At 62.5% G+C, this 23,093-nt stretch carries 6 protein-coding genes and 3 pseudogenes; 2 read left to right on the forward strand and 7 right to left on the reverse strand.

Features of this window, described 5'->3' with window-relative positions; genetic code table 11:
• Positions 1-5 precede the first annotated feature (5 nt).
• Together CBW65_RS03440 and CBW65_RS03445 are read right to left on the reverse strand one after the other, a co-directional pair.
• Positions 6-1,748: an ABC transporter ATP-binding protein gene (locus CBW65_RS03440; protein WP_087455603.1), complete on the reverse strand. Its 1,743-nt coding sequence runs from the start codon at positions 1,746-1,748 to the stop codon at positions 6-8.
• Positions 1,745-3,466: an ABC transporter ATP-binding protein gene (locus CBW65_RS03445; protein WP_087455604.1), complete on the reverse strand. Its 1,722-nt coding sequence runs from the start codon at positions 3,464-3,466 to the stop codon at positions 1,745-1,747. The genes CBW65_RS03440 and CBW65_RS03445 overlap by 4 nt, the downstream gene beginning before the upstream one ends.
• A 114-nt stretch (positions 3,467-3,580) precedes the next feature.
• Here CBW65_RS03445 and CBW65_RS03450 point away from each other — a divergent pair, with 114 nt between their 5' ends.
• Both CBW65_RS03450 and CBW65_RS03455 read left to right on the forward strand, forming a co-directional pair.
• On the forward strand, positions 3,581-5,371 hold the full coding sequence (locus tag CBW65_RS03450; RefSeq protein ID WP_087455605.1) for an SgrR family transcriptional regulator: 1,791 nt from the start codon (positions 3,581-3,583) through the stop codon (positions 5,369-5,371).
• A gap of 29 nt (positions 5,372-5,400) precedes the next feature.
• Positions 5,401-6,666: an MFS transporter gene (locus CBW65_RS03455; protein WP_087455606.1), complete on the forward strand. Its 1,266-nt coding sequence runs from the start codon at positions 5,401-5,403 to the stop codon at positions 6,664-6,666.
• Positions 6,667-6,726: 60 nt separating this feature from the next.
• Here the strand turns inward: CBW65_RS03455 and CBW65_RS25275 are convergent, their stop codons facing one another.
• From CBW65_RS25275 to CBW65_RS25455, 5 genes and pseudogenes are all read right to left on the reverse strand, one after another.
• The gene (locus tag CBW65_RS25275) at positions 6,727-10,887 is read right to left on the reverse strand and encodes an amino acid adenylation domain-containing protein (RefSeq protein WP_408646547.1); all 4,161 of its coding nucleotides are present in this window, start codon (positions 10,885-10,887) and stop codon (positions 6,727-6,729) included.
• Positions 10,888-14,034 (reverse strand): annotated as a pseudogene (locus CBW65_RS25280) (non-ribosomal peptide synthetase); the annotation flags it as partial.
• A gap of 7 nt (positions 14,035-14,041) precedes the next feature.
• Positions 14,042-17,047, reverse strand: a complete 3,006-nt coding sequence (locus tag CBW65_RS25445; RefSeq protein WP_456300710.1) for a class I SAM-dependent methyltransferase — start codon at positions 17,045-17,047, stop codon at positions 14,042-14,044.
• Positions 17,045-18,508, reverse strand: a pseudogene (locus CBW65_RS25450) (non-ribosomal peptide synthetase); the annotation flags it as partial. The gene CBW65_RS25445 and the pseudogene CBW65_RS25450, both read right to left, overlap by 3 nt.
• A pseudogene (locus CBW65_RS25455) lies at positions 18,485-23,029 on the reverse strand (amino acid adenylation domain-containing protein); the annotation flags it as partial. The pseudogenes CBW65_RS25455 and CBW65_RS25450, both read right to left, overlap by 24 nt.
• Between the last annotated feature and the right edge of the window lie 64 nt (positions 23,030-23,093).

Consider the following 23,093-nt stretch of genomic DNA (forward strand, 5'->3'; position numbering starts at 1 on the left):
GGTGCTTACCCCAGACTTTTTTCTGCCCATAACTTCTGCATTTCTTCGGATTTCTCTAGCAAGTCTTCCAGTTTGCCTTCCGCTTCGACCCGGCCGTCTTTGAGCAGCACGATGTGATCGGCGCGCTTCAAGGCGGCGGGGCGGTGTGAGACGACCAGACAGGTGGTGTCCGGCCGCTCGAAGACGCGCTCCCAGAGCAGCTGCTCCGTTGCTGCGTCGAGCGCGGAGGAGACGTCATCAAAAACGTACAGTTCGGCATCGCGCACCAGCATTCTGGCGGTCGCCGCCCGTTGCAACTGGCCGCCGGAAAGCTTCACGCCGCGTGCGCCGACCGGCGTTTGCAGACCGTGCTCCATCATATCGACGTCCCGTTCCAGCACGGCGGTGCGCAAGGTTTGGGCGAGGTCGGCGTGCTCTGCGGGGATGCCGAGCAGCAGGTTTTCTTCGAGCGTCTCTTGAAACAGCTGCGGCACCTGCGCGGTATAAGCGGCGCGGGGCGGGGGGAGTTCGGAGACTTTTTTTCCGTTCCAGCACACGTCGCCCGTTGGCACCACCAGACCCAGCACGGCGCGGAGCAAGGTCGTTTTCCCGGCGCCGACCCGGCCGGTGATCACGGTGAAGCTCCCTTTGGGCAAGTGCAACGAGACATCTTCCACGCCACGCCCGGATGTGGGGTAGTGAAAGGTCAGACCTTTTGTTTCGAGCAGTTCCAATTGGTCGTCAGGGTTTTTGGCGGAAAAAGGCACCTCAGGCAGCCGGCCATCCATGTAGATGTCGGCGTGCTCGGCCAGTTTTTCCGCAGCGGCGCCTTGCAGGTCGACGGCGCGTCGGGCCGACACTTCCGCCTGTTTGACGCGGGCGATCAGGCGGCCCAAAAAGTGGGTCATCTGCCCCAGCCAGTCGAGGTAGAAGATGAACAGGGCAAGGTCGCCGACCGAAAAGCTGCCGTCTTGCATCGCTCCTGCCGCGACGAGCAGGATCAGACCGGTGCCAAACCCGACCGCATTTTCAAAAATCGACCCGAGCAAGTCGGCGAACAGGCGGTCTTTGACAGCAGCTTGGCGGCGCTGTTCGTTCAGTTCTTGAAAATGCGCCGCAACCCGCTCCTCTGCCCCGGCAGACTTGATCGCACCGACCGCGTCAAACGACTCGGCGGCAAATCCGGCCACGCGCCCCGAGGTTTCGCGGCTCTCTACGCGGTATTTTTCCAAGCGCTGGGTGGCCATCGCAGCGGCTGCCATCAGCCCTAGCAGAGGCAGGCAGACGACAAGCGTCAGCGTCGGGTGGATGAAGAAGAGGATGATCAGTGCGGCGAGGGACAGCAGGGGCTTGTAGACGAGGTCGGCCGTCCAGGAGGTGAAGCCGGCGATCTCGTTCACATCATCGCGCAGCCGGAGCAGCGCGTCGCCTGCCGACTGGGGCAGGGCTTGTGCGCCCGGCTTTTGCAGCAGGTTGTGCATGACGTTGCGCCTGACCAGCGCCCCGACCGAAAACATCATCGTAAAATCCACATAGAAGCCGCCGAGCAAAACGCCGATGCGCAGGAGCAAGGTCACCACCAGCACCGCGACCAGCCCCCACGGGCCGACGCCAACTTGTGCTTCGCCGCTGACGGCGTCAAACAGCACTTTCACCACATACCCGGTCAGCAGCGGCAGTCCAAAGATCCCCGTCCACAGCACCACGTCCGCAACATACCACCCCGGACGAAAGCGCACTAACTGCCAGACTAACTTCCAAATGTTCATCCCAGCACCTCTTCCATTCCGGCGTGTTCCAAGTGCCAGAGTCTTGATCCTTCGGTGTGGCTGAGGACTTCGCGCTCGCCGAACTCGGCGACGCGGCCGTCTTCTATGACCAGCACGTCATCGACCATCCGCACGGTCGACAGGCGGTGGGCGATCACGATTGCCGTGCGGCCTGCCAAGAGCTTGCGCACCGCCTGCTCGATCAGGCGCTCGGTGGCCGGGTCGAGGCGGGAGGACGCTTCGTCGAGGATGACCAGCGCCGGGTCGCGCAGAAAGACGCGGGCGAACGACAACAGCTGCGCCTCCCCCGCCGACAGCCCGCCGCTGCCTTCGAGCAGCGTGTCCAGCCCCTGCGGCAAGGAGCGCAGCCACGCGCCAAGCCCCAGCTCTTCCAACACGTCGACGATCTGCTCCACAGGCACTTCCGGATCGAACAGCGTCACGTTGTCCCGTACCGTCCCCCGGAACAGGCGCACATCTTGCGTCACCATGCCGATCTTTCCGCGCAGCTCTTGCAAAGGCACCGCTCGCACATCCACGCCCCCGACTTTCACCGCTCCGGCGTTCGGCTCATACAGCCGCAAGAGCAGGCGGGTCAACGTCGTCTTGCCGCTTCCCGTCCGGCCCAGCACGCCAAGCGTTCGTCCCGGCTGCACGGCAAACGACACGCCTTGCAGCACCGCTTCCGAGCCGTAGCCGAACTCCACAGCTTCAAACGCCACGCCCAGCTGCCCTTTTGGCAATGTCAGTTCGCCTTCATCCCGCTCCCGGCTCTCCACCGCCATCAGTTCCCCGACGCGCTTTACGCTCGCCGCCGCTTTTTGGAAATCCTGCATCTCCTCGGTGATCTGATCGAGCGGCCCGCGCAACAGCTCCACATAAGCAAACAGCAGATAAAACGTGCCCAGCGTAATCCGCCCGCCCTCATACAGCCAGCTCCCCAAAGCAAACACCATCACATAGCCGAGGGCAAACAGTCCAACCGTCGCCGGCCACAACGCCCGACCGCGCACATACGCTGTCCGCTCCTTGCCGAGCAGCACGCTCATCCGCTCGAAGAACCTCTTCATCACATACGCGCCCGCCCCGTTCGCCTTGATCTCTTCCAGCCCGGCCAGCCGTTCGCCGAGGAACCCGTAAAACTCCGCGTTCACCTTCCTTGCCGCCACCCAATGCGGCACGGCGATCTCGCGAATCCGGTTCAACAGCCACAAAGCCCCGCAGACAAACAGCAGAAACGCCGCGCCCACGCGCAGATCGACCGTAAACAGCACCGCGACCATGCCGAGCAACAGCAGCACGTTCGCCGCCACCTTCAGCACAAAGCGCGAGAAAAAGTTCGCCATCGCCGTCACATCCCCGTCGACGCGCTCCATCATCTCGCCGGCCGTCTTCTCCTTGTGCCAGCCCAGATCGAGCCGCAGCGCATGCAAAAACAGCTCCGTCCGCAGCCGGTTCGTCGCCGTCCAGCCGACCTGTTCCGAAAGATAAGTCCCTGCCACCTGCCCGATCTGCCGGACCGCCGTCAGCGCCAAAAACAGCAACGCCGCCCAGACCAGCACGTCCAGCGCTCCGCCCAATTTGGCGGCATCAATATACTTGCGCAGCACCAGCGGACTGCCCAGTTGCAGCAGAGCACCGCCGAGCAGCAGGATGCCTAACGAAGCGACCCGTGCTTTTTGCGCCCCAAGCCCTTTTTTTAAAAAAGCTCCGTACATCCGATCTCCTCCTTTTCCTTGCTCCTCATCGTAAACTGGCAAGCCATTCGGAAAAAGGGTAAGATTTGTGCAACTGAAGTTTCACCTTTTGCGAATTGAGAGGAATGGAGCCCCATGCAACCTGTCCATCACTATATACGCCTGACCGAACACCTGCCGCACGCGGCCGTCGGACAGCCTGTCCCGATCACGCAGGACGAGATCGCCGCGATTCTCTGCTGCACCCCGCGCAACGCCAAGCTGATCGTCAAAAAGCTGGCCGAGCAGAACTGGATTCACTGGCAGCCGGGACGCGGGCGCGGCAACACGTCGCTGCTCACGTTGCAGATCGCGCCTGCCGACCTGCTGTTTTCGCTGGCACAGGAACTGGTGCGCACCGGCGACATCCGCACGGCCAGCGGGCTGATCGAGCCGTATGCTGCCGAACTGCCTGCCCTGCGCACCCGCTATGAGAGCTGGCTGAGTTCCCACTTCGGCTACCACGCGGGAGGCGCGTCCGGCACGCCAGACATCCTGCGCATCACACACTCCAACCCGCTGAATCACCTCGACCCGGCTCTGTGCATCCTGCGTTCGGAGACGCATCTGGTCAAACACATCTTCGACACCCTCGTCACACGCGACCCGGAAACAGGCGCGATCCGCCCGCATCTCGCCCATCACTGGGAGATCGGTGCAGACGGCACCCGGTACACGTTTTACCTGCGCAAAAGCGTCCTGTTCCACAACGGCACAACTTTTACCGCCCGCGACGCCGCTTTTACGATTGAGCGGATGAAGCAAGAATCGTTTTACCCGTGGATGGTCGCAGGCGTGAAAGAAGTGACCGTCCGCAACGACTTGACGCTTGAAGTGCAGCTCGACGCGCCCAATCAGCTGTTTCTGCATTTCCTGAGCAGCGAGCGTGCAGCGATTGTCCCCCAAGTCTACTGCACGCGGATCGGCGAAGACTTCGCACGCCTGCCCGTCGGCAGCGGGCCGTTCAAAGTGATCCGCAATGACGACACGATGCTGATCTTAGAAGCGTTCACTCCGTACTTCCGCGAGCGTGCGTTTCTCGACCGCATCGAGATCTGGTTTATGACCGAGCCAAGCGTTGAGGCAACCATGCAGTACAATCAGGAAAATTCCGGCTGGGCCACGTCCGGCCAGCTGGAGCGGTCGTTCCAGATGCTCACTTTTAATCTGAACAAGGAAGGGCCGCAACAGCACCCTGCCTTTCGGAAAGCGTTCGCCCTGCTGCTCGACAGACAGCAGCTGATCGCAGACCTCGGCGGTCTCCGCTCCGCACCGGCCACGCGCTTTGACGTGCGCTTGGAGCCGGAACTGACTGCATCGGACGATACGCCTCGCCACGACCCGACTCACATCCGCGAACTGCTGGCGGAAAGCGGCTATGACGGCGAACCATTGCTGCTCTCCACCTACTTTGATGACGACCACATTGAAGACGCCGAATGGTTGCAAAGCCGCTGCAGCGCGTTTGGCATTCCGCTCATCATCCGCCCCCTGCCGTACCGCGAGATGATCACCATGGAAAACATCGCCGCTTCCGACCTGATCCTCGACGGCGCGACGATGGAAGACGACACGGAGATGTCCTATCTCGACCTGCTGCTCACCCGCAGCTCCTTCCTCACCGATCACCTGAGCCCGGAACAGCGCAGCCGGAACGACCAGACGATCCGCACCCTGTTGCAAAAAGCGACCCGGTCAGAACGGCTCGCCCTGCTGCAGGAAATGGAGTCTCAACTGCTGGAACAATATGCCGTCCTGCCGCTCTACCGCTTGTTTATCACCGTCTCCACCCGCCCGGAACTGCACGGCGTCACCTTGAATTCGCAAGGCTGGGTCGATTATCGCAACTTATGGTTGAAAGAGGGTCACAGCGCAAGTAATATTTAAGAGTAAATAAGCTACAGGAGGAACCATCCATGCGCTTACGTTTTACCGGTCTGTGGCGTCATCGCGACTTTCTGAAGCTGTGGTCGGCCGAAACGATCTCGATGTTCGGCTCACAGATCACCTACCTCGCCCTGCCGCTGATCGCCGCTCTGGTACTGGGGGCAACTCCAACTCAGATGGGCATCCTGGCGGCCGCCGGGACGGTGCCGTACCTGCTGTTTGGCCTGTTTGTCGGCGCTTGGGTCGACCGTCTGCCGCGCAAGCCGATCATGCAGATCGCCAACCTGTTCCGCGCCGGGCTCCTGCTGACGATTCCGGCCGCCGCCTATGCGGATGTGCTGACGATCGGGCAGTTGTTCCTCGTCGTCTTTCTGACCGGCACAGCGACCGTGTTTTTTGATGTCGCTTCGACTTCTTATCTGCCTTCGGTGATCGCTCGCGTTGATCTGGTCGAAGGAAACAGCAAGTTTGAATTTACCAATTCGCTCTCCCGCATCACAGGACCGGGTCTGGGCGGTGCCTTGGTGCAGTTGGTCACCGCGCCGTTTGCGATCCTCGTCGATGTGGTGGGATTCCTGGTCTCATCTTTATTGCTCACCTTTATCCGCACGAAAGAGACGGTCGAACAGCCGCAGGGCGGCAAACAGAACATCTGGGGTGACATCGGGGAAGGGCTGCGCGTGGTGTTTGGCTCGCGCATCCTGCGCCCGATCATTCTGTCCACCGCCGTGTTTAATTTCTGCATGTCGCTGATCCAGCCGATCTTTCTGCTGTTTATCACCCGCGACCTCGGTCTCGCGCCGACGATGATCGGGCTGATCTTCGGCATGTCGGGCGTCGGCGCGATGATCGGCGCCCTGCTCGCCGGAAAGCTGAAACAGCGCTTTGGCGTCGGTCCTGCCATCGCCTGGGCGATCCTGTTCACCGGGATCTCGATGCTGATGAAGCTCTTCGCCGTCACCCTGCCAACCGCAGGCGCGGTGCCGCTGCTGATGGGCGCGCAGATCGTCGACATGATCATGATCGTCATCTACAACATCAACCAAGTTTCCCTGCGCATGGCGATCACGCCAAACCGCCTGCACGGGCGGATGAACGCATCGATCCGCTTTGTTGTCGTTGGCATCATGCCGCTTGGGGCGCTGGCCGGGGGCTTGCTCGGCGGTGTGGCCGGGGTGTTCAACACGATGATCATCGGCGGGGTCGGCATCATGCTCGCCGCCTGCCTCATCTTGTTCTCGCCGGTGCGCAAGATGCGCGAAGTGCCTGTTGCGCCGGAGGAAGCGGCCGCATAAGGATGGCATCGAAAAAGACTCTGCAGAATGTCTGCAGAGTCTTTTTTGTGTTTGTGTGCGTTAGACCAGTTGTTTGCACAGGCGCTGCACAATCGTTTGCACGTGCGGCGCACGGATGATCGAGTAGTGGTCAGCGTCGAGACGGGTCACCGTGACGTCGGCCAGCTCCTGCCAGCCAAGGTCGTGCTCCGATGCTTGGAACAGCTCCACGCGCACGTCGCACTGCAAAGGACGGTATGCCTGCAAAGCGGTGCGGTTGGCGCTAAACACTTCGTACAGGCGGCGGAACTGCTGCGGTGTAAGGTCAGGAAGCATACCTGCTGCAGTCACGGCAGCATACAAGGCGTCTACCGTTTGCGGGTTGAAGTCTTGCGCTTGTACTGTGTTTGGGTTCAGATCGTGCTGACCTGCGGAATCGGCGACCAGTGCCGAGTGGAAGCTTTCAGCCTGCTCTTCGGTCGGACGCAGGCCATGCTGTCCGGCGAGGTCGGCGGCAAAGGCGAGCAGGAGGTTCGGCTCCGCTTCCCCGATGCCGTCGCGCGGTTCGTAGGTGTCGAGCATCAGGAGAAATTCCACGTCCTGACCGGCGTGTTTCAGCTGGGCGGCCAACTCATATGCCACCGCGCCGCCGAAGGACCAGCCGCCTAAGCGGTACGGCCCTTGTGGCTGCACGCGGCGGATTTCGGCGGCATAACGTGCAGCCAGTTCAGGGATCGAGCGGAGCGGCGTTTCGCCCGTTTCCAGTCCCGGCGCTTGCAGGGCGTAGACGGGCATCTCGCCTTTCAGCTGGTCGGCCAGCTCGACGTAGCTCATCGCGCCGCCGCCGACCGCATGGACGAGGAAGAGCGGTGCAGAGCTTCCCTCCGTTTGCAGCGGCACCAGCACAGAAGTTGCGGACTGCATAGCTTCTTGATCGCCTAGCAGCAGAGCCAATTTTTCCACGGTGCGGTGCTCGAACAAGACGGACAAAGGCAACGTGCGGGCAAATTCCTTCTCGATCAGCGCCATCAGACGCAGGGCGAGCAGCGAATGTCCGCCGAGATGGAAGAAGTCGTCGTGCACGCCCGCCTGCTCCACGCCAAGCAGCGTCGAGAAGAAGCCGGCCAGCGTCTGCTCGGCGGCGGTGCGCGGCGCGAGGTACGGCGTCTCGCGGTCGCTCTGCGCTCCTTCCGGCGCAGGAAGCGCTATGCGGTCAACTTTGCCGTTTGGCGACAAGGGCAGTTGGTCGAGCACGACAAAGGCGGACGGCACCATATAGTCGGCGAGCGTGGTCTGCAGGTGAGCGCGCAGATCGCTTGCCGACAGCTTGATTGCTCCGGCAGGCACGACGTAACCGACGAGGCGCTTGTCGCCGTTTTGCTCCAGCGCGGTGACCACCGTTTCACGCACCTCGGAGTGTGCGAGCAGCGCCGACTCGATCTCGCCAAGCTCGATGCGGAAGCCGCGGATCTTGACTTGGAAGTCGAGACGGCCGAGGTATTCCAGCGCACCGTTTGGCAGCCAGCGGGCGAGGTCGCCCGTCTTGTACAGGCGTCCGTACGGCGTCTGGATGAAGCGCTCCGCCGTCAGCTCCGGACGGTTGTGGTAGCCGAGCGCCAACTGCTCGCCGCCGATGAACAGCTCGCCCGCCACCCCGACCGGGACAGGCAGGAGGTGTTCGTCAAGCACGTGCATCGCCGTGTTGGCGACAGGGCGGCCGATCGGCACCAGCTTCAAGACGTTGTCCGGCTCGCACTCCCAGTAGGTGACGTCGACCGATGCTTCGGTCGGGCCGTAGAGGTTGTGCAGGCGGCAGGACAGCTTTTGGAAAAACTTTTCCTGCAGATCGTACGGCAACGCTTCGCCGGAGCACATCACCTGGCGCAGCGTGGAGATCGTGGACAGCTCCTGCTCTTCCAGGAACAGTTGGAGCATCGACGGCACGAAATGCATCGTCGTGATCCCTTGCCCGTTGATCAGATCGAGCAGGTAGCGGCTGTCTCCGTGTCGGCCCGGCTCCGCAACGACCAGCGCCGCGCCGGTCATCAGCGGCCAGAAGAACTCCCAGACCGAAACGTCAAACGAGAACGGCGTCTTCTGCATCACGCGGTCGGACGGGGTCAGACCGTACTGCTCCTGCATCCAGAGCAGACGGTTCGCGATGCCGCGGTGCGGGACGAGAACGCCTTTCGGGTGGCCGGTGGAGCCGGAGGTGTAAATCATGTAGGCCGGATCGTCCAGTCCGGCCGCGTCGGCGAGGTCTTCACCCGCGCCTTGGGTCAGGTCGAGCAGGTCGACACACAAGGTCTTACCTTTCGCCGCAGAGAAGCGGTCTTCAAGGTGCGACTGAGTGAGCAGCACTTCCGGCGTCGCGTCCTGCTGCATGAAGGCGAGGCGTTCGGCCGGATAGTCCGGGTCGAACGGCACATAAGCGCCGCCAGCTTTGAGGATCGCAAGCAGGGAAGTGACCATCTCGATGGAACGCTCCATCGCCACACCGACCAGACAGCCGCGTGTGACGCCTTGCGCCTGTAACAGACGGGCGAGGCGGTTGGCGCGTTGGTTCAGCTCGGCATAGGTCAGCGCGGTGTCGCGGAAGATGACCGCTTGCCCTTGCGGAGTGCGTGCGGCCTGCGTTTCGATCAGGCGGTGCAGCGGCTGGAGATCATAGTCGCGTGCCGTATCGTTAAAGCCATGCAGCAGCATGTGTTCGTCGTAGCTGAGCAGGTTGGCTTTTGCATAGTGCGCCTGCGGGTCTTGCGCCATGTCGCGCAGGGCAAATTCATAGTAGCGTGCCACGCGCTGCATCTGCTCCCCGGCAAATTCGGAGGCATCCCAGCGAACTTGCATTTTCAGCTGCGCGGTGGTCAGGTCTTGCGAGCATTCCACGCCAAACGCGAAGTTGGTGTCGGCGGTGGCGTGGAAGTCGACCACTTCGACTTCTTGCACTTCCTGCAGGGCTTCGTAGACGTGGAAGTGAGTGTAGTTGAAGGCGGCTTCGAACAAGGGTTGCCCGCCGAGCTCCTGCTGCACCTGCGCCATCGGGTAGCGGCGGTGCGGGAGCATCTCCTGTTCGGCGGAGAAAGCGCCGCGCACGAGATCGAGCCACGTGCCGCCGTCGAGAGTCAGGCGCAACGGCAAGGTGTTCAGGAACAGACCCAAGGTGCGTTCGCCGTCCTCCGCCTCGGTGCGTCCGCCGGCGACGAGACCGGTCACCACGTCCGGCTGCCCGGTGAGCAGGCTCATCACCCGCAGATGGGCGGCGAGCAGGATGCTCTTCACCGGCACGCCCGCAACGCGAGCGAAGTCTTTGAGCTGCTCAGACACGTCTTCAGGAATCGCGACTTCCGCGTAGCTGATCCGGGCCGTGCTCGCTTCCGCCTGCTCGGTCTGGCGATTGTCAGCAGGCGTACGTGTTTCGTCTGCCTGAGCCGTTTCCGGCTTTTCGTCCCGACGGCTTCGGTGATCCGTACTGCTTTCCACAGCATGGAATCCTTCTGTCATCGGCCAACGCGGCAAAGTTCCGAAATTCGCATCCGCGAGCTTGTCCTGCCAGAACTGCGCAGACTGCGGTGATTGCAGCGCCTGCTGCTCAAGTGCGACATAGTCGCGGAACTGCGCCTGCAGCGGCTGGTCAGCCACCTCTTCCCCGCGCAGGAGTGCCGCATAGGTGCGGAACACTTCGGTCAGCAAGGACGCGACGCTCCAGCCGTCGAGGATGGCGTGGTGCTCGGTCAGGCCGAACTGCACGGTGTCGTCAGCCAGCAGATGCAAAGTGACGCGCAGGAGCGGAGCCTGCGACCAGTCGAAACGGTTCTGCAGTTCGTCCGCATGCCAGCGTTCCAACACAACGGCCTGCTCCTCCGCCGACCGCCCGCGCAGATCGACGATCTCCAGCGGCAGGTCGACGCGCTCATGTACCAATTGCAACGGCTCGCTGTACCCGGTCAAGTCAAACGAGGTGCGCAAAACAGCATGGTTCTGCACGAGCCGGGCCAAGGCTTCCTCAAATTTTTCCACCGCCAGCTCCCCGCGCAGCTTGTAGGAGGTCACGTTGTGGTAAGCGATGGTGTCTTCCGTAAACGCGCTGTGGAACAGCATCCCCGCCTGCAGTTTGGTCAGCGGATAAGCATCTGCCAGCCCGCCCGGAAGCAGTTGGCGATCCGCTTCCTTGACCAGAGCAAACGGCTCCAGACGCGGCGCAGTTGCCACAACATGCCCTGCGCCCCCTTCCGCCTTCACCGCCAATTCGCGAATCGTCGGGTAGCGGAACAGGTCTTGCAAGGTGACGTTCAGCCCCGCTGCAGTCGCTTGCGACAAGATCTGGATCGACAGAATCGAGTCGCCGCCCAGTTCAAAATAGTTGTCGTCAATCCCGACCGCATTCACGCCCAGCACTCCCGCCCAGATCGCGGCGAGCTGTTCCTGCACGAGATTCTCCGGCGCAGCAAACGCGGTGCGGCGGTCGGCCGACAGATTCGGCGCAGGCAACGCTTTGGTGTCGGTCTTGCCGTTCGCTGTCAGCGGCAACGCAGACAGGAACACGAACGCCGTTGGCACCATGTAGTCGGGCAAGGTTTCCTTCAGGAACGCCCGTAGTTCGCTCACTGAAACTTCCTGCCCCTCCTGCATCACGAGATACGCAGCGAGACGCTTGTCGCCCGGCGTGTCTTCGCGGACGATGACCACCGCTGCTTTGACATCCTTGTGCTTGGCGAGCGCTGCTTCGATCTCGCCGAGCTCGATGCGGAAGCCGCGCACTTTGACCTGATGGTCGATGCGGCCTTGGTATTCCAGCTCCCCGCCCGGCAGATAACGGGCCAAGTCGCCCGTCTTATACAGCCGCGCCGCAGCGTCCTCCGCGAACGGATGCGGGATAAACCGCTCCGCCGTCAGCTCCGGGCGGTTCAGATAACCGCGTGCCAAACCTGCTCCGCCGACATACAGTTCGCCGCGCACGCCGACCGGAACGGGCTGCAGATTGGCGTCGAGCACATACAGCTCCAAGTCGGGAATCGGTTCGCCGATCACCGAGCCGATGCCGCTCTCCAGATCGCCCAGCCCAATCGGGCGGTAGGTGACATGGACGGTCGTCTCCGTGATGCCATACATGTTGACCAGCTGCGGCTGTTGATCGCCATGGCGGTCAAACCACGGCTTCAAGCTTTGCAACTCCAGAGCCTCCCCGCCAAAAATCACATAGCGCAGAGCAAGCTCTCCAGCAAGATCCAATTTTTCTTCAGCGGCGATCAACTGGCGGAAAGCGGACGGCGTCTGGTTCAGCACCGTCACCCCTTCGCGGGCGAGCAGTTCGCAGAACGCTTCCGGCGAGCGCGAGACGAGGTACGGCACGACGACCAATTTGCCGCCATACAGCAACGCCCCCCACAGCTCCCAGACCGAAAAGTCGAACGCATAAGAATGGAACAACGTCCAGACATCATGTTCGTCAAAACCGTACCAGTGCTCCGTCGCCGCCATCAAGCGGCCGACGTTGCGGTGCGGGATCAACACGCCTTTCGGGTTGCCCGTCGAGCCGGACGTGTAGATGATGTACGCCAGATTGTCCGGCGTCATCTCCACCCCAAGGTTCGCTCCGCTCTTCTCTGCAATCCACTCAGCATCACGGTCCAGGCAGACCGTGTCCGCTTCGGTCGCAGGCAATGTCGCCAGCAAATGCGACTGGGTGACGAGCAGCCCGATCTCCGCATCTTCCAGCAGGAACGCCAGACGCTCCGGCGGATAGGACGGGTCGAGCGGCACATACGCCGCGCCCGCCTTCAAGATGCCGAGGATGCCGACCACCATGTCGATCGACCGCTCCACCGCCAAACCGACCAACCGCTCCGGCCCCGCGCCTTTCGTTTGCAAAAAGCGGGCCAGGCGGTTGGCGCGTTCGTTAAGCTGGGCATAAGTCAGCTCTTCCCCGTCATACACCGCCGCGATCCGCTCCGGCGTGCGTGCCGCCTGCGCTTCAAACAGCTCATGCAGGCAGGCTTCCTGCGGAAAACGCTTCGTCTCGCGCTGCCAGCTTTGCAACAAGGCCTGCTGCTCCTCCCGTGAAATCAGTGGCAAAGAGGCCGCCTTCGCTTCCGGGCGCTCGATCATCGCCAGCAGGATCGCCTGCAGATGGCAGAGCATCCCTTCGATGATGCTGTGCGCGAATCGGCCCCCGTCATAGTGAATCTCAAACGTCACATCATCGGCCGGCGACACCTGCAGGTTGATCCCGTAGTTGGTGAATTCAACCTGCTCGCCGACGCGGTACATCTCCAGATCGTTCTGCTGCTCCTGCAAGGAGGCGTCGAGCGGATAGTTCTCGACGACGACCAGCGTGTCGAACAGCTGGGTGCCTTTGGGCAGCGGACTCCATTTTTGCACCTGCACGAGCGGAGAGTATTCATACTGCCCCATGTCCACCTGCTGATCGCGCAGCTTGCGGACGAGCGCAACCACCGTGTCGTCCTGCTCCAAACGCATCCGCATCGGCAGGGAGTTGATAAACATCCCGACCATCGATTCCACCCCTTGCAGCGTCGCCGGGCGGCCGGAGACGGTCACGCCAAACACGATGTCGTCTTCGCCGCTGTACCGCGCCAAGAGCACGCCCCACGCCGCTTGAACAAACGAGCCAAGCGTGACGCGGTGCCTGCGGGCGAGCGATTGCAGCCGCTCCGTGTCCTGAACGGAGAGCACCAGCGCCGCTTTTTCAAAAGAGGCTCCTTGCTGTTCGGCAACCGTCTTCTGCAAAGGCAAAGGAGTCGGCGCGGAAAACCCTTGCAGCAAGCCGCGCCAGTACGACTCGGCTCCCTGCAGATCCTGCTGGCGCAGCCAGCGGATGTAGTCGCCGTAGGAGCGCGCTTCGGTCAGCTGAATGTCGTGCCCCTTCGTCTTCGCCTGATACAAGGCCAGCACTTCCTGGATCACGACCGGCATCGACCAACCGTCCATCAGCAGATGGTGCGAGCTCCAGACCAGCCGGTGCACCTCATCGGCAAAACGGATCAGGCACAGGCGCATCAACGGCGCCGCGGTCAGCTCAAAGCCCTTGCGGCGGTCTTCCCGCAAAAACTCGGCAAAACGCGCCTCGCGCTCCTCCGCCGTCATCCCGCGCCAGTCCAGTGTGGCAAACGGCAGGTCAACGTGCTTGTAGACGACCTGCACCGGCTTCTCCAGCCCCTGCCAGTGAATCTCGGTGCGCAGGGCGGCGTGGCGCTGTGTCACTTCCTGCCATGCCTCCTGCAGCGCCTGCGCGTCGAGGTTGCCCTCGATGCCCAGACGAAACTGCACGAAATACACGCCCGACTCCGGCTCCATCAGCGTGTGAAAGAGCATCCCCTGCTGCAGCGGTGTCAAAAGAAAAATATCTTCGAGGTTGTGGATTCTCATGAGCTCCCTACTTTCCTTTCGCACTGATTCGCGCGATCAATTGATCGAGGTCGGACGCGGACAGCTCCGCATCCGGGAAGTCGGACGGCGTGTATCCGCCCGCCTCCGGGTCCTGGCAGTGTCTGATGATCGCGGTCAGCGCCGCGAGATAGCGCACGGCCAGCTCTTGCACGGTGGCGGCGGTGTGCAGGTTCTCGCTGTAGGAGAACGTCACCGACAGCTGCCCCGAGGAGATCGAGCAGCCGACGCCCAGCGGATACGGACGGATGCTGTTCGGACTGCGGTCGTACCCTTTCGACTCCTCAGCAGGGCCAAACAGGGACTGCGTTTCGCTGCGGTCGCTGTCAAACTGGCCGAGGTAGTTGAAGGAGATATCGGCAGCAGGCACAGGCTCCATCCCGCGCAGATAGTGCAAGAGGCCGTAACCAACGCCGCGATTCGGGATCTGGCGCAAGTGTTCTTTGACGCTTTTGATCACCGCGCCCGTGTCGTTCGCGCCGCCTTTCTCCAACAAAATCGGGTACAGCGACGTGAACCAGCCGACGGTGCGCGAGATGTCCACGCCTGCGAACAGCTCTTCGCGCCCGTGCCCTTCGAGGTCGACGCGCACGGCATCCTGCCCGCTCCACGCTGTCAAAACTTCGGCCAGCGCCGCCAGCAGCAAGTCGTTGATGCCGGTGTTGTAGGCGCCGGATACGTCATGGAGCAAAGCGGAAGTCTCGGCTTGAGCAAGCTGTAGCGTGATGCTCTTCGCCGTGTCTTCACGGTTTTCACCCTGCTCATGATCGAGCGGAAGACCTTGCGGTGCATGTCCCATGCGGTTCCAGAAGGAGATCTCAGCATCCAGACCGCCGTCCTGCACAAATTCGTGCAGAGCTTCCGACCAGTGCTTAAACGAAGTTGTCTTCGCCGGAAGAGGCTGTCCGGCATACGCGGTCTGCAAGTCTTCCATCAAAATCCGCCACGACACGCCGTCCACCGCCATGTGGTGGATGACGACGAGCAGGCGGCCAGGCTTATCCGCGCCGAGGTCGAACAGAGCGGCACGCAGCAGCTGCCCTTCGGTGAGGCTCAAGCTCGCCTGCACGCGGTTGGCGTGTTGCTCCAGTGCGGCCGGCTGCTCCGCGTCTGCGAGCTGCGACAGGTCGACTTTTTCCAACAGTGCTGCCGCTTCGCTCTCTGCAAAATACAGGCTGCCATCTTCGCGCAGGCGCAAGCGGAGCGCATCGTGGTGGAGGAGCAACTGCGACAACGCTTCGGCCAGACGATCTCCGTCCAGCTCATCGCGGACTTCCAAGAGCACCGATTGGTTCCAGTGGTGCTGTTCCGGCTGCTGCTGGTCGAGGAACCAGTGCAGGATCGGTGTCGGGAGCAGGTCGCCGGTGATCAGGCCCTGCTCGGCGTCGGCCAGCGCTTCGGTGCCGACCACTGCGGCCAGACCTGCGATCGTCTGGTGCTCGACGAGCTGTTTCGGCGTAAAGTGCAGACCGGCCTGTTTGGCGCGGGAGACGACTTGGATGCTCAAGATCGAGTCGCCGCCCAGTTCAAAGAAGTTGTCATGCACGCCGACCTGGGTCAGTCCCAGCACCCCGGCCCAGATTTTCGATAAGGTCTGCTCCACTTCGCTTTGCGGCGCGACATAGGTTTCTTCCGCCGCGATGCGAGCCTGCTGCGGGGCGGGCAGGGCTTTCGTGTCGACTTTGCCGTTCGGGGTGAGCGGCAGGGATTCCAGCACGACAAACGCCGTCGGAATCATATAGTCGGGCAACGCCGCTTCCAGATGCGCGCGCAGTTCGGGCACCAGCGAGCGTGCGAACTTGGCGTGCAACGGGTTGTTGGCGTAGCGGTGCCAAGCCAGTCGGCGCTCTTTGCGTAATACAGGCTGAGTCTGCGTTTGCACCGCACTGCCCGCTCGGGTGAACAGCACGTCAAACGTGCCGTCGGTGCGGGAGTCAGGGCGGGTCACTTCGACCTGCCAGCCCAAGTTTTCCAGCCTATAGAGGTCTTCGATCTCCACGGCCGTCTCGCCGCGCTCCGCTTGGAGCAGTTGGCGCAGTTCGCCTGCCGTCTGCGGCTTGTCGTCGCGGCTGAGCCATTCGGCGGCGCGGACCGCTTCGGCGATGCGAGCATCCGGGATGTGCGAGAAGGCCAGTTGCTCCTGCAGTCCGGCTGCCGCTGCCAACTGTTCTTGCAAACGGCTGAAGGTCATGCCTTCGCGCTGCCAGTCCGTCCAGATCACATCTGCCGGAACTGCATCGTCCCCGATGTGCAGGATCACGTCATAGCGGAATGCCGTCAACTCGTTGCGGTGCACGCCGCGCTTCGGGCGGATCTGCACGCGGCCGATCTTCGGCAGGTGGCCTTGCAAGGCGTGGAAGAACGATGGGTCGACGACCAGCTCGCCGTCGCGCTCCACCGCCGTTTGCACGCGCTGGCGGAGGGTGTCGCAGTCCGTATGCTCATCCGCCTTGAACAGCTCGATCGAGCTGTGGAACGCGTCGAGCAGCGGCAGGCTGCGCACGTCGCCGAGGAACACGCGACCGCCCGGCGCGACTTTGTCCACTGCGCCTTCAATCACGCGCAGCAGGTAGTCGATGCTCGGGAAGTACTGCAGGACGGAGTTGATGATCATCGTGTCCAGCGAGTCGCTTTCCACCCCGGTCAGATCGTCCGCCACGCGCTCTTCCACGCGGACATGGGCGTATTTTTCCGGCGCGGTCTGCATGTAGCGGTCGAGGCTCTGGATCGCGCTTTTCGAAAAATCGGCTCCGACAAACAACTCCGCATGCGGCGCTACCCGGTACAGGATCAAACCTGCGCCGCAGCCGATCTCCATCGTCCGGCCCGGACTTTGCTCCAGAATGCGGGCGATGGTGTGGTCGAGCCATTCGCGCATCTCCACTTCGGGCAGAGTTTCGCCGCTGTAGGAGGAGTTCCAGCCGAGGATGTTAAACGTCTCCGCGCCAGAGTCTTCCGCCTGCGCCGTGTACGAGGTGTAGTAGGAGTCGAACATCTCCTCCCACTCTGACACCTGCTCGCTTTGCAGTTCGGTGCCGCCGGTGGTCTCTTCCATTTTCGGCACGACATAGGCAACGATCCGCTTGTGGCCGCCGTCGTCTTCGCGGACGATCACCGCCGAGTCGAGCACGCTGTCCTGCAGGTTGATCTGTTCTTGAATCTCGCCCAGCTCGATGCGGTAGCCGCGAATCTTCACCTGATGGTCGGCGCGTCCGGCAAACTCCAGATTGCCGTCCGGCAGCCAGCGCACGATGTCGCCAGTGCGGTACAGGCGTGCCGCACTGTCTTCCGAAAACGGATGCGGCACAAAACGCTCCGCTGTCAGCTCGGGACGATTCAGATACCCGCGCGCCACCGCGACGCCGCCGATATACAGCTCACCCGGCACACCGATCGGCACGAGCTGCATCGCGTGGTCGAGCACGTACATCTCGGTGTTCGCCAGCGGCCGCCCGATGTTGATGTCACGGTCCCACGCCACCACATGCACCGAGGAGCCGACGGTGGTCTCGGTCGGGCCATAGGCGTTCAGCACGTGCCGCCCTTCCTGCATCCAACGGGCGGCGATCTCCTTGGTAAACACTTCGCCGCCCGGCGCGACCGCCTTCAGGTCGGGCAGGTCGTGGGCAGGCGTCGCCGCCAGCACGGACGGCGTGGTCATCAAAGTCGTGATGCGGCGCTCGCGGAGCAGCTCCGCCAAGTCGGGGCCGGGCAGCAGGCGGTTCTTGTCTTCCAGAATCAACGCCGCGCCGTTGCCGAGCGCCACGGAGACCTCCCCGAGTGAAACGTCAAACGACGAAGCGACAAACTGCAGCACGCGGCTGCCCGCATCGACGCCAAGCGCCTGAGCAAAATGCGCGGAGAAGTTGCACAGCCCGCGATGTTCGACCATGACGCCTTTGGGCAGTCCGGTCGAGCCGGAGGTGAAGATCGCGTAGGCCAAGCTGCGTTCGGTCGCAACGCTCGCCACCGGCTCGCTGCTCACCGCCGCCACTTCGGCACGGCGCTGGTCGAGCGCCACAACGCGCTTCACCGCACCGGCAAACTGCTCCGCATACACTTCCTGGGTCAGCAGCAGTTCCGCTTTTGTCTCGCCCAAAATGTAGGTCAGGCGATCGAGCGGATAAGACGGATCGAGCGGCACATACACCCCGCCCGCCTTCATGATGCCAAGCAGGGAGAGGATCAGCTCAAACGAGCGGTCCATCGACACGCCGACATACGTCCCGTGCCCAACCCCGTTTTGCTGCAGCCAGCGTGCGAGCGAGTTGGAACCGGCGTCGAGGTCGCGGTAGCTCATCTCCTCCCCTTTGCATTCCAGCGCCGTCGCGTCGGGCGTCTCTGCAGCCTGTCTGCTCACCAGCGCCGGGAAGGTCAGACCCTCCGGGAACGGCGCGTGTTCCACCGCCCATTCCTGCAGAAGCAGGTGCCGCTCGTTTTCCAGCAGAATGGGCACTTCGTCCAACGTCAGCTCCGGGTGGGCGACGACCGCCCCGAGCACATTTTGCAAGTGCCCGGCCAGACGTTCCACCGTCTCCCGCTCGTACAGGTCGGCGTCGTATTCCAGCACCGCGTCAAACACGCCGTCTTTTTCCGCCATAAACAAGGTGATGTCAAATTTGCTGGTGCCCGCTTCCGTCTCCATCTGCGTCAGGGTCAGCCCCGGCAGCTCAAAGGAGGCTTGCGGGGTGTTCTGATAGACAAAGACAACGCGGAACAGGGGCGACTGGGTCAGATCGCGGTCCGGCTGCAGCTCTTCGACCAATTTTTCAAACGGCAGATCCTGATGGGCAAAAGCGCCCAAAGCCACTTCCCGGACGCGCCCAAGCAGTTCGCGGAACGTCGGGTTGCCGGACAGGTCGGTGCGCAGGCCCAGCGAGTTGACGAAAAAGCCAACCAAGCCTTCGATGTCCGGACGGTTGCGGTTGGCAACGCCCGAGCCGATCAGCAGGTCATCCTGCCCCGTGTAACGGTAGAGCACCGTCTGGAAGGCGGCGAGCAGGGTCATAAAGTCGGTCGCCCCTTCGCGGCGCGACAGCTTCTGCACCTGTGCGGACAACTCTGCGGACAGTTGGAACGCATGATGGCTGCCCCGGTATTTCGGTACGGCTGCACGCGGATGGTCGGTCGGCAGGTTCAGCACCGGCACGTCGCCGCCCAATTTGCTCCGCCAGTAGGCGAGCTGGGCGTCGAGCACCTCGCCTTGCATCCACCCGCGCTGCCAGACCGCGAAGTCGGCGTAACCGATCGGGAGCGGCACCAAAGGTGACGGTTCGCCTTGCACAAATGCGCTGTACAAAGCCAACAGCTCCTGGGTAAACACCGCCCGCGACCAGCCGTCATTGACGGTGTGGTGCGTGCCAAACACAAAGATATGGTCATCTTCCGCCAGCTTCAACAGGCGCGTGCGCAGGAGCGGGCCTTGCGCGAGATCGAACGGCGTGGCCGTCTCCTCAGCGATCAGGCGCTCCGCTTCGCTTTCCCGCGCTTCCAGAGGCAGCCCGGTCAGGTCGGTCACTGTGACCGGCACATGCAGCTCCGGGCGGATGATCTGCACGCCAACGCCTTCCACCTCGTCAAACACGGTGCGGAACGCTTCATGGCGTGCGACCAGTTCATCGACGGCGAGCTGCAGCGCAGACACGTCCAGCTGACCTTGCATGCGGGCCGGGTAGACCATGTTGTAGATCGTGCTCGTCGGCTCCAACTGCTGCAGATACCACAAGCGCTGCTGGGCAAACGACAGCGGCAAGGGGCGGTCGCGCGGGACTTTCGGGATCGGGGTGTGAATCAGCACCGCGTCCGACTTCAGCCCGTCTTCCACCACGCGGGCCAGCCCGGTCACAGTCGGCTGTTCAAACAAGAGGCGCAAGGGCAGGTCGAGCCCAAACACGTCGCGCATCCGCGTGATCACCTGTGTCGCCAACAGCGAATGCCCGCCGCTGGCAAAAAAGTTGTCGTGAACGCCAACCAATTCCCGCTGCAAAATCTCGCCCCAGATCCCGGCGATCAGGCCTTCCGCTTCCGAGCGCGGAGCCAGATATTCGCCGCCGTTGCCTCCTTTGGAAAAATCGGGCTTGGGCAGCGCACGGCGATCCACTTTGCCGTTCGGGGTCAATGGCAATTGCGCCAAACGGATCAGTGCAGACGGCACCATGTAGTCGGGCAGCTTGCCTTGCAAGTCTTGCAGCAGGACGGATGCGTCGGGCAGGTCGCTTTCTGCTGCGGCGACGTACGCCGCCAGACGAATCTCGCCGGAAGAGTCGCTCACCGCCAGCACGACGGCCGACTCTACAGCCGGATGCTGTGCGAGCATCGCTTCGATCTCGCCCGGCTCGATGCGGAAGCCGCGCACTTTGACTTGGTCGTCGGCGCGGCCGAGGAACTCGATCTTCCCGTCGGTCAGCCAGCGCGCCAAGTCGCCGGTGCGGTACAGTCTGCCTGCGCCAAACGGGTTGCTGACAAAACGCTCCTGTGTCAGCTCCGCGCGGTTCAGATACTCCCGCGCCACCTGTGCGCCGCCGATGTACAGTTCGCCCGGCACGCCGATCGGCACCGGCTGTAGGGAGCGGTCGAGCAGGTGGACTTCCACGTTGGCGAGCGGTCGTCCCAGCGGCACGGTCGCGCCATGCTGCCCAGACTCAATTTTGTTGGTCAGCACGCCAACGGTGGTTTCCGTCGGGCCGTAGTGGTTGAAGATCTGGAGGTCAGGGGCAGTTTGGCGCACTTTTTCCACCAGCTCATAACACAGAGCCTCACCGCCAAACACCAGACGTTGCAACGGCAATACGTTTTGCCCCGAAGTCAGCAAGGCGCTGAGATGGGCAGGGACGATTTTCAAGCAGTCCACCGGATGCGCTTCCAGATACTCCGCCAACAGTTGCGGGTCGGCGATGCGCTCCTGGGCGATCACATGCAAGGTGCCGCCGAAGCACAGCGCCGGGAAGACCATCGTGTTCCCGAGGTCGGCCGCCAGCGTGGAGACGGTCGCACAGCTCATCCCGCGCTCCAGCTCCAGCGCTTCCGTGACCGCATCGAGGTAGTTGAGCAGGTTGCCGTGCTCGATCCCGACGCCTTTCGGTGCCCCGGTGGAGCCGGAGGTGTAGATGACATAAGCGAGCGATTGTTTTGTGGCGAGGGTCGGCAGGTTGTCGCTGCTGTGGGATGCGATCTTCTGAGCATCGCGATCCAGACAGACGGCGGCGGCCGTCGCGGGCAGTTTGCCCAGCAGATGCTCCTGCGTCAAGAGCAGAGCCAGCCCGGCATCTTCAAGCAGAAAGTCGATCCGCTCCTGCGGCAGTCCCGTGTCGAGCGGAACGTACGCGCCGCCCGCTTTCAGCACGCCCAAGAGCGCGACGATCATCTCCGGCGAGCGTTCGAGGAACAGCCCGACGCGCACCTCCGGCCCGACGCCTTGCGCTTGCAAAAAGTGAGCGAGGGAGTTGGCGCGATCATTCAGTTCCGCATAGGTCAGTGCGGTATCCTCATACACCAGCGCCGTCGCATCCGGCGTTGCGGCAACTTGCTCGGCAAAGCGTTCCTGCACCAGCCCTGCGGAGGCGAATGCTTTGCTGACGCCATGCCACTCCGGCTGCAGCTCGGTCAAGAGCGGCACCTGCCCGATCGGCAGGTCCGGCTGGCCGACCAGCCCTTGCAGCAGCGCTTGGAACTGGTGCAAGAAGCGTTCGGCGCTCTCCGGACGGAACAGGTCGGTGTTGAATTCCAGATAGCCTTGCAGGTCGTCCGCATACTCGACCATCGAGAGGTTGAGGTCGTATTTCGCCGTGTCGCCGGCGATGTCGAGCAGTTCCAGCGACAACCCGGCCAACTCCAGCTGCTCCAGCGGCGCGTTTTGCAAGGTGAACATGACTTGGAACAGAGGCGGCACGCTCAGGTTGCGCTCGGGCTGGAGCTCTTCGACCAGCTTTTCGAACGGCACGTCGGCATGGGCAAACGCGTCGATCGAAGTCTGGGAAACGCGGCGCAACAGTTCGCGGAACGAGATGCTTCCGTCCAGCTCCGTGCGCAAGACCAGCGTGTTGATGAAAAAGCCGATCAGCCCTTCGATCTCGCTGCGGGTGCGGCCCGCGTTGGGCGAGCCGACGGCGATGTCTTCCTGCCCGGTGTAGCGGTGGAGCAACGTTTTGTAGGCGGCGAGCAGGGTCATGTACAGCGTGACGCCTTCCTTTGCGCCAAGCGCCTTCAACTGCTCGGTCAACTGCTTGGGCAGCTTGAAGTCGATCTTCGAACCGTGATGCGTCATCACCGCCGGGCGCGGGAAGTCGGTCGGCAGCTGCAGGACGGACGGAGCTGTCCCGAGCTGCTGTTTCCAATAAGCGAGCTGTTTGTCCAATGCGTCGCCGCCCAAGGTGTCTTTTTGCCACTGGGCGTAGTCGGCGTATTGGATGCCGAGCGGCTGTAACGGCGAAGACTGCCCTTTGGAAAACGCTTCGTACAGCGCGGCAAACTCGCGCGTAAACACGCCGGTCGACCACCCGTCCGACACGATGTGGTGGAGGGTGATCACCAGCACGTGCTCCTGCCCGTCGAGTTTGAGCAGAGCCACGCGCAGGAGCGGGCCGTTTTGCAGATCGAAATGATGGGACGCTTCGGCCTGCACAAGACGCTGGCACGCTTCCTCCCGCTCTGCAGCGGGAAGGTGTGTCAGGTCTTGGAAATGGATCGTTAACTGCGTGCCGCTTTGGATCACTTGCACCGGCTGCCCGTTTTCCTGTGCAAAGACGGTGCGCAGGGATTCGTGGCGCTCGGCGATCTCCTGCACGGCAAGCGTGAGTGCTTCGCGGTGCAGGTCGCCTGTCAGACGCAGGGCGTACGGGATGTTATAAAGCGAGTTGCCCGGAGTCAGCTGATCCAGGAACCACAAGCGCTGCTGGGCAAACGACAGTGGCGCAGGCCCGCTGCTTTGGCGCTTCGGAATGCCTTGTTTGGTTTCGGCAGGCTTCTTGGCGCGCATCATTTTTTCTAACAGCGCCTGTTTGCTGTCGGAGAGTTCGGAACGTCTTCTGGTGCGGTCGGTCACG

The sequence above is a fragment of the Tumebacillus avium genome (assembly GCF_002162355.1).
Taxonomy (GTDB): domain Bacteria; phylum Bacillota; class Bacilli; order Tumebacillales; family Tumebacillaceae; genus Tumebacillus_A; species Tumebacillus_A avium.